The following is a 6,912-nucleotide window of genomic DNA, read 5'->3' on the forward strand; positions in this document are numbered from 1 at the left end:
GCGGAGCCGCCGGTTGAGCAAGGACTACGAGGGGACGACGGCCAGCAGCGAGGCGTTCGTCAAGCTGGCGATGATCCACCTCATGGCCCGACGGCTGGTCAGGAAACTCACTTTCTAGACTCCCTGTCAGATCGTCCTGGCCGACGAGATCAATCGGGCGACCCCGAAAACGCAATCGGCCCTGCTGGAGGCGATGCAGGAGAAGTCGGTCACCGTCGGCGGCACGATCCACACGCTCAAGGAGCCCTTCTTCGTCCTCGCGACGCAGAACCCGATCGAACAGGAAGGCACCTATCCCCTGCCCGAGGCCCAGCTCGACCGCTTCCTATTCAAGCTCGTCGTTGGTTACTCGACCCGGGAGGAGCTGGCCACGATCCTCGACCGCACCACCCGGGGCGAGAAGCCCCAGGCGGAGAAGGTGATCGACGGCGAGACGCTGATGCGCTTCCAGGCGCTGGTCCGAGAGGTGATCATCGCCCCCCATGTGCAGGACTACGCCATCCGGCTCGCCCTGGCCACGCACCCCGAAGGGCCTCATGCGGTCGACATCACGAACCAGTACATCCGCTGGGGCACCAGCCCCCGGGGCGTGCAAACCCTGGTGCTCGCCGCGAAGGTCCGCGCCCTGCTCGACGGCCGCTACAACGTCAGCTTCGAGGACATCCGCCGCGTTTACCTCCCCAGCCTCCGTCACCGAGTGCTCCTCAACTTCGAGGCCCAGGCCGAGGGGGTCGACTCCGACGATGTGCTGCTGAAGGTGCTCGAGGCCGTTCCCGAGAAGGCGCAGAAGCCCGTGGCCGCCGCGTGAGTCCCCGTCCGGAACCTCCGGCGGCTGATCGCCGATCCTGGATCGCCAGGGTCGTCGCCGTCGCCGGATCGAGCCGTCGGCTTCCGAGCGTCATGAACCGCCTTCGGCCCCCGGCCGTCCTCCCCTCGACCCGACGTCCGCCATGACCGGCCCGCACGACATCTACGACCCGCCCCCCTCCGGCACCTCCTGGGTGCCTCCCCGGAGCGAGCCGCTCGCCTTCACCCGGGGAGACCTCGCCTGCCTGATCGCGCTGGGGAGCCTGGTGCTGGCGGGAGCGGCGGTCGCCCTGACCTTCGAGGCGCTGCTCGGCGTGCTGGTGCTGGTGGGCGGCTCACTCGTGGTGCTGGAGAGCTGGTACACCGCCCTCGGCTTCCTGAACCGGAGGCCGACCGAACGGGCCTGGCAGCGCGTGGTGATCATCCTCGCGGCGCTGGTCCCCTGGCTGTTCGGGCTCGGCCTGGCGGCGGCGCTGATGATCGTGCTGTTCTACCTGACGGAACTCGGCGCCTGAGCCGATCGGAACGGGAGCCCCCATGTCCACCGCGTCCTCCTCCCCCCTGCTCGATCCCGAGTTCCTCCACAAGCTGGAGCAGCTCGAGCTGGTCAGCCGCAAGATCTTCGTCGGCCGCATGAAGGGTGAACGGCGGAGCAAGCGGCGCGGCTCCTCCGTCGAGTTCGCCGACCACCGCAACTACTCGGTCGGCGACGACCTCCGGCACATCGACTGGAACGTCTACGGCCGGCTCGACAAGCTGTTCCTCAAGCTCTTCCTCGAAGAAGAGGATCTGCACGTCTACACGCTGCTCGATACGAGCTTGTCGATGGACTTCGGCGATCCGACGAAGCTCCGCTACGGCAAGCAGGTGGCCGCGGCGCTGTCGTTCGTCGGGCTGGTCAACCACGACCGGATCGTGCTCGACACCTTCAGCAGCAACCTCGAACCCGGGCTGGGGAGCGTCCGGGGCCGCTCCCAGATGTGGCGGGTCGTGCAGTACCTGGACAACCTGAAGGCCGTCGGGACGAGCGATCTGACCGCGGCGGCCCGGTCGTTCGCGATCAAGCACCCGGGCAAGGGGATCGTCGTCGTCATCTCCGACTTCATGGACAAACGCGGGTATGAAGATGCCCTGCGCTACCTCCTGGCCCGGAACATGGACATCTACGTCGTCCACGTCCTCAGCCGGGAGGAGGTCGAGCCGGAGCTCGTCGGCGACCTTCGGCTGATCGACTGCGAGGACGACGACGAGGCCGAGATCACCGTCAGCGCCCCGCTCCTGAAACGCTACAAGGAAACGCTCGACGCCTACGTCGGCGGCTTCCGGGACTGGTGCACCCGGCGGGGCATCGCCTACATCTTCACGACGAACCAGACGCCGTTCGACAAACTGATCCTGAATTACCTGCGCGAGCGAGGGCTGGTCAAGTGAACCCGCCGCCTGGTTTGCCCATGATCGTCCCGCCGGCGCAGGCTAATCCGCTGGGGGGGCTCAACCTCCAGTTCGACCCCCCGGTCCCCTGGTCGGCCGGCTGGGGACCGGTCTTCTGGGCCGCGTTGGCCGGCGTGCCGGTAACGATCATCCTCTTCTACTTCCTCAAGCTCCGCCGCAAGCCGGTGCAGGTGCCTAGCACCTTCCTCTGGCGAAAGAGCATCGAGGACCTGCACGTCAACAGCCTCTTTCAGCGGCTCCGGCGGAACCTGCTGCTGTTTCTTCAGTTGCTCGCGGTGCTGCTCATGATGTTCGCGCTGCTTGGCCCGCAGATGAAGGGGAGTACTCGGGTCGGCCAGCGCTACGTGATCGCCATCGACAACTCCGCTAGCATGTCGGCCACCGATGTCCGCCCGAGCCGACTCGACGAGGCCAAGCAACGCGCCTTGGCCCTCGTCGATGCGATGGGCCCGAGCGACCTGGCCATGGTCATCGCCTTTGCCGACACCGCCCGGGTCGCGTCCACCTATACGGGGAACAAGGCCCAGCTCCGGGAACGGATCAACGCGATCCGTCCGGCCCGCACGGGCACCTCCCTGCTCGAGGCGCTCCAGGTCGCCGCCGGGCTGGCCAACCCCTCGAAGCAGTTCGGCGAGGGCCAGGTCGCCTCGGAGGTCCAGGCCCCCCGCCTGATGGTCTACACCGACGGCGGCTTCCCCGACGTCGAGGGATTCAGTCTCGGCAACCTCGTCCCCGAGATCGTCATCCTCGGCCGGCCTCCCTCGGGGGAAGCCGCGTCGGCCTCGAGAGCCGGTGACGGGTCGTCGACGCCCCCATCGAACAACGTCGCGATCCTCGCGCTTCAGACCGCCCGCGGCGAGGATCGGCCCGACGTGATCCAGCTCTTCGGTCGCGTCCGAAACTACCGGGACGAGCCGGTCGAGACCACCGCTCGCCTCTTCCTCCATCCGCTCGACGAGCCGATCGGGGACGGCCGCCTGATCGACGCCGCCGAGCTGAGCCTCCCGGCTGGCGGCACTCAGGCCTTCAAGTTCGACCTGGTTGACCCGGGGCCCTCGGGGTTGGAGGTCCGGCTCGACCTCGACGACGACCTCGAGCAGGACGACCGCGCCTTCGCCGCGGTCGGCCGGCCGAGGACCGCCCGAGTGCTCGTCGTCACCGAGGGGAATCGCTACCTCCTCAACGCTCTCACCACCGCCACCGCCGGGGAGGCCGCCGAGGTCGTCGAGATCCGCCCCGCCGACCTCGAGACCGACGAGGTCCGCCGAGCCCTGATCGCCGGCCTGTACGACCTTGTCATCTTCGACCGGGTCGCTCCCGAGGAGCCCCCGGCGGGCAACGCCCTCTACTTCGGTGTCATGCCGCCGGGAGAGGCGTTCGCCGAGGCCCGGCCCGTCGAGGCGCCGATCATCCTCGACTGGGACATCGCCCACCCCATGCTCCAGTACCTCCGAGACCTGCCGCTCGTCCTGATCCGGGACGCTCTGGTCGTCGACCCTCCTCCGGGCTCGACCACCCTGATCGAGAGTGACAAGGGGCCGCTCGCGTTCGTCTCCCCCCGAGACGGGTACTCCGACGCCGTCGTCGGCTGGTCGATCTATGGCGAGGACCGCCAGCTCAACACCGACTGGCACACCAAGCTCAGCTATCCGGTCTTTCTCTTCAACGCGCTCCGATTCCTCGGCAATGTCGAGGAGGCGCTTGGCGAGGAGGTCCATCGGCCCGGCCAGCCGGTTGTCCTCCGAGCCGGGGCGGGGGTCGACCGGATCACCGTCTCCCCTCCGGGAGGGCCGGAGGATGAGATCCCCCGATCCGACCTCGGCACCTTTGTCTACAACGACGCCGACGAGCCGGGGCTCTACCTTGTGTCCTGGCCCGACGGCGAGCGGGAGGCCCGCTCCGTCTTCGCCGTCAACCTCTTCGACCCTCGGGAGAGCGACCTCTCTCCCCGGGGCATCCCTCCCGAGGGCGTTTCCGGGAGACAGGCGGAGCCCTACCTCATCAAGATCGGCTACACCGAGATCGAGGGGACCCGAAGGTCCCGCCCGGCCCGGCTCGACCGCTGGTGGTGGGTCGCCCTCGGGGCGCTCGGCGTAGTGCTCTTCGAGTGGTATATCTACAACCGGCGCGTCTACATCTGACGCCGGCGTCTTCCCCCCACGACACCCGCCCTCCTCGGTCGGATCGTGCCCGGATCAACCCCGGACGACGATCGATTCCCGGGCCGAGTGCGGCCGGGCTCCCGCCGAGCGTCGGGGGGCGCATCGAAGGGTGAAGCGGGAGATCTCGGCCGGGCAGTTCACCCGGATCGGGTGCTGGGCCGCGATCCCCTGCGAGACGTACATCAGGGTCGGCCCCCTGCGGAAGAATCCCCGATCGTAGCGCCGGCTGTAGCGGCTGGGCAGGAGGACCGGGCCGAACAGGGGGAGCCGGTACTGGCCGCCGTGCGTGTGGCCCGAGAGCATCAGGTCGACGCCGATCCGGCTGGCCCACGGCAGCGTGTCGGGAGAGTGGCTCAGCAGGAACCGAAAGCCGGCCCCGGGCTCGGCCGATCGCTCGGGCAGCGGTCCCCAGGGGGCGGAGGTCCCTCCGATGGCGAGCCGGGTGCCGTCGGCCTCGATCGAGCTCCAGCGCCCCTCGACGACCTCGAAGCCGGCCGACCGCAAGGCGTCGAACGCTCCCTCGGCGTCGGTGCGATAGTCGTGGTTCCCGAGGATCGCGAACCTCCCCAGGCGACCCCGGAACCGGGAGAGCAGCGGGCCGACCCGGTCGAGCAGGGCCGCATCGTCGATCAGGTCGCCGGTGAAGGCGATCAGATCGGCCTCGAATCCCTCGGCCTGCTCGATCATGGCCTCGAAGAAGCGATCGGAATAGGCTCGGGTCAGGTGGAGGTCGGTCAGGTGGAGGATCCTCAGGCCCTCCAGCGGCTCGGGGAGGCCCGGGTGCTCGACCTCCCAGTCCGACAGCTCCACGCGAAAGGCCTGGTTGCCCGGGATCCGGAGCCAGAACGAATCCTTCGCCGGGCCGATCAGCTCGTCCCGAGGGATGGACCTGGTCAGGTCGACCCCCGTCACCCCGCCGCGAACTCCCGGAGGCTGCTTCCGGAGGAGTCGGGCCAGGGTGGTCGCCGGGAGCCCGACGCACCCGACCAAGATGCAGGCGATCGCGTATCCCCGGGCCATCACCGGCCAGCTTTCCCAGGGTCGGGAGGCGACCAGCAGCGCCATCCCGACGGAGACGGTCGCCAGGAAGGTGAGGGACAGCACCTTGACCACCCGGGTGGGCGTCCCCTCGGGCACACCGATGCCGTGGAGGATGTTGACGGCGAGTACGGCCAGGCAGAAATGGCCCAGGCCAATCGCCGAGAGCATCGGCCAGTCGATCATGGTGCTCCTCGGGATCGTGCGGTCGGTTGCTGCGAGCGATTCGGGAGAGTCGGAGGCTCGGGGGCGGGTTGTCAGGGATCCTACGACTCGGGGCAGGATCCGGGACGATCGAGGGAAGGGGCCGGCGGGAATCCGTCGGGGGTAACGGCCGGCGCGGGGGATCGGATCGCCTGCTCGACGGCTTCGATCAGGCGGTCGACGTGGAAGGGCTTGTAGAGCACCGTCCGGAGGCCCTCCTTGCGGGCCTTCACGATCGAGTGGGTCGGGTCGTAGCCGAAGCCGGTCATCAGGATCACCGGGACTCCCGGCTGGACCTCCCGGATGCGCCGGAACGACTCGTACCCATCCAGGTCCGGCAGGCGGATGTCGACCAGCGCCGCGGCGTAGGGAGACTGCCGGGCCAGGGCGATCGCCTCCTGGGCGTCCCGGGCCGTCTCGACGGTCGCCCCTTGCTGCTCGAGGAGCTGATGGGCGGCCCCCCGGATCGTCTCGTCGGCATCGGCCACCAGCACCCTCGCGTCGGCCAGCCGCTTGGGGGGCCGGGAGGCCCGAGAGTTCTCAGGCAGGATGGCGGTGCCGGCGCGGCGGATCAGCCCCCGGATTTCCCGGGCCCGGTCGAGTAAGTGGCGCAGTCGAGAGACGATGTCCTCATCGTGGCCGCCGTAGCGGTCGAGGGCGGTGGTGGCGTCGCTGATGATGTCGTCCAGCGGCAGCGCCAGCTCCCGGGCGATCGCCTCGACCGAGGCGGTCGCCGTGCTCACCTTCTCGGCTTCCAGCAGCTCCAGGGTCGTCAGGGCCGAGGCGATGTTCCTCCCGTAGATTTCGAGGAACTGCTGATCCCGGCGGTCGAAGGCGTTGGGCTTCGGGCTCTCGACGTTCAGCGTGCCGATCACGGTCCCGTGGCGGACCAGGGGAACCGTCAGGGAACTCCTCGCATCGGCGGCCCCTTCGATGTACCGGGGATCCCGGGTCGTGTCGGGACAGAGATACCCCCGGCCGGTGGCGGCGACGTATCCCGTCACGCCGTTGCCCGTCTCCGAGGCGAACAACTCCCGGTCGGCCGCCAGGGGGGTCATTCCCTCCGAGAGCAACGGCACCAGCCGGCCGGAGTGTTTCAGCAGCCGGATCTCGATGAAGTCGAGGCACTGTCTCATCCGCCATCCTGTTGGGTTGACAGTTGTTGCGTCAATGCGGCGGGGTCGGCCTGCAGCAGCTCCCAGAAGTCGGCGGTCGGCAGCACCAGGCCCAGGACCTGGTAGGGGCAGCG

At 68.8% G+C, this 6,912-nt stretch carries 5 protein-coding genes and 2 pseudogenes; 5 read left to right on the forward strand and 2 right to left on the reverse strand.

Annotated features, from left to right (window positions below):
• The 5 genes and pseudogenes from TsocGM_RS25355 to TsocGM_RS25375 form a co-directional block, all read left to right on the forward strand.
• A pseudogene (locus tag TsocGM_RS25355) lies at positions 1-118 on the forward strand (IS5/IS1182 family transposase); the annotation flags it as partial.
• Positions 119-127: 9 nt separating this feature from the next.
• A pseudogene (locus tag TsocGM_RS25360) lies at positions 128-808 on the forward strand (AAA family ATPase); the annotation flags it as partial.
• 142 nt (positions 809-950) lie between these two features.
• On the forward strand, positions 951-1,322 hold the full coding sequence (locus TsocGM_RS25365) for a hypothetical protein (RefSeq protein WP_126728259.1): 372 nt from the start codon (positions 951-953) through the stop codon (positions 1,320-1,322).
• A gap of 22 nt (positions 1,323-1,344) precedes the next feature.
• Entirely contained in the window at positions 1,345-2,238 is an 894-nt protein-coding gene (locus TsocGM_RS25370; protein WP_126728260.1) for a DUF58 domain-containing protein, read from the forward strand.
• Positions 2,235-4,400 carry a vWA domain-containing protein gene (locus tag TsocGM_RS25375; protein WP_233579196.1) on the forward strand — a complete coding sequence of 722 codons (2,166 nt, stop codon included), beginning with the start codon at positions 2,235-2,237 and terminating at the stop codon, positions 4,398-4,400. The genes TsocGM_RS25370 and TsocGM_RS25375 overlap by 4 nt, the downstream gene beginning before the upstream one ends.
• 54 nt (positions 4,401-4,454) lie before the next feature.
• On the opposite strand, the gene TsocGM_RS25380 is transcribed toward TsocGM_RS25375, so the two are convergent.
• Complete coding sequence (locus TsocGM_RS25380; protein WP_126728262.1) at positions 4,455-5,645, reverse strand: metallophosphoesterase; 1,191 nt, start codon at positions 5,643-5,645, stop codon at positions 4,455-4,457.
• A gap of 80 nt (positions 5,646-5,725) precedes the next feature.
• On the reverse strand, positions 5,726-6,799 hold the full coding sequence (locus TsocGM_RS25385; protein ID WP_233579197.1) for a response regulator: 1,074 nt from the start codon (positions 6,797-6,799) through the stop codon (positions 5,726-5,728).
• Between the last annotated feature and the right edge of the window lie 113 nt (positions 6,800-6,912).

It is taken from the genome of Tautonia sociabilis (assembly GCF_003977685.1).
Taxonomy (GTDB): Bacteria; Planctomycetota; Planctomycetia; order Isosphaerales; family Isosphaeraceae; genus Tautonia; species Tautonia sociabilis.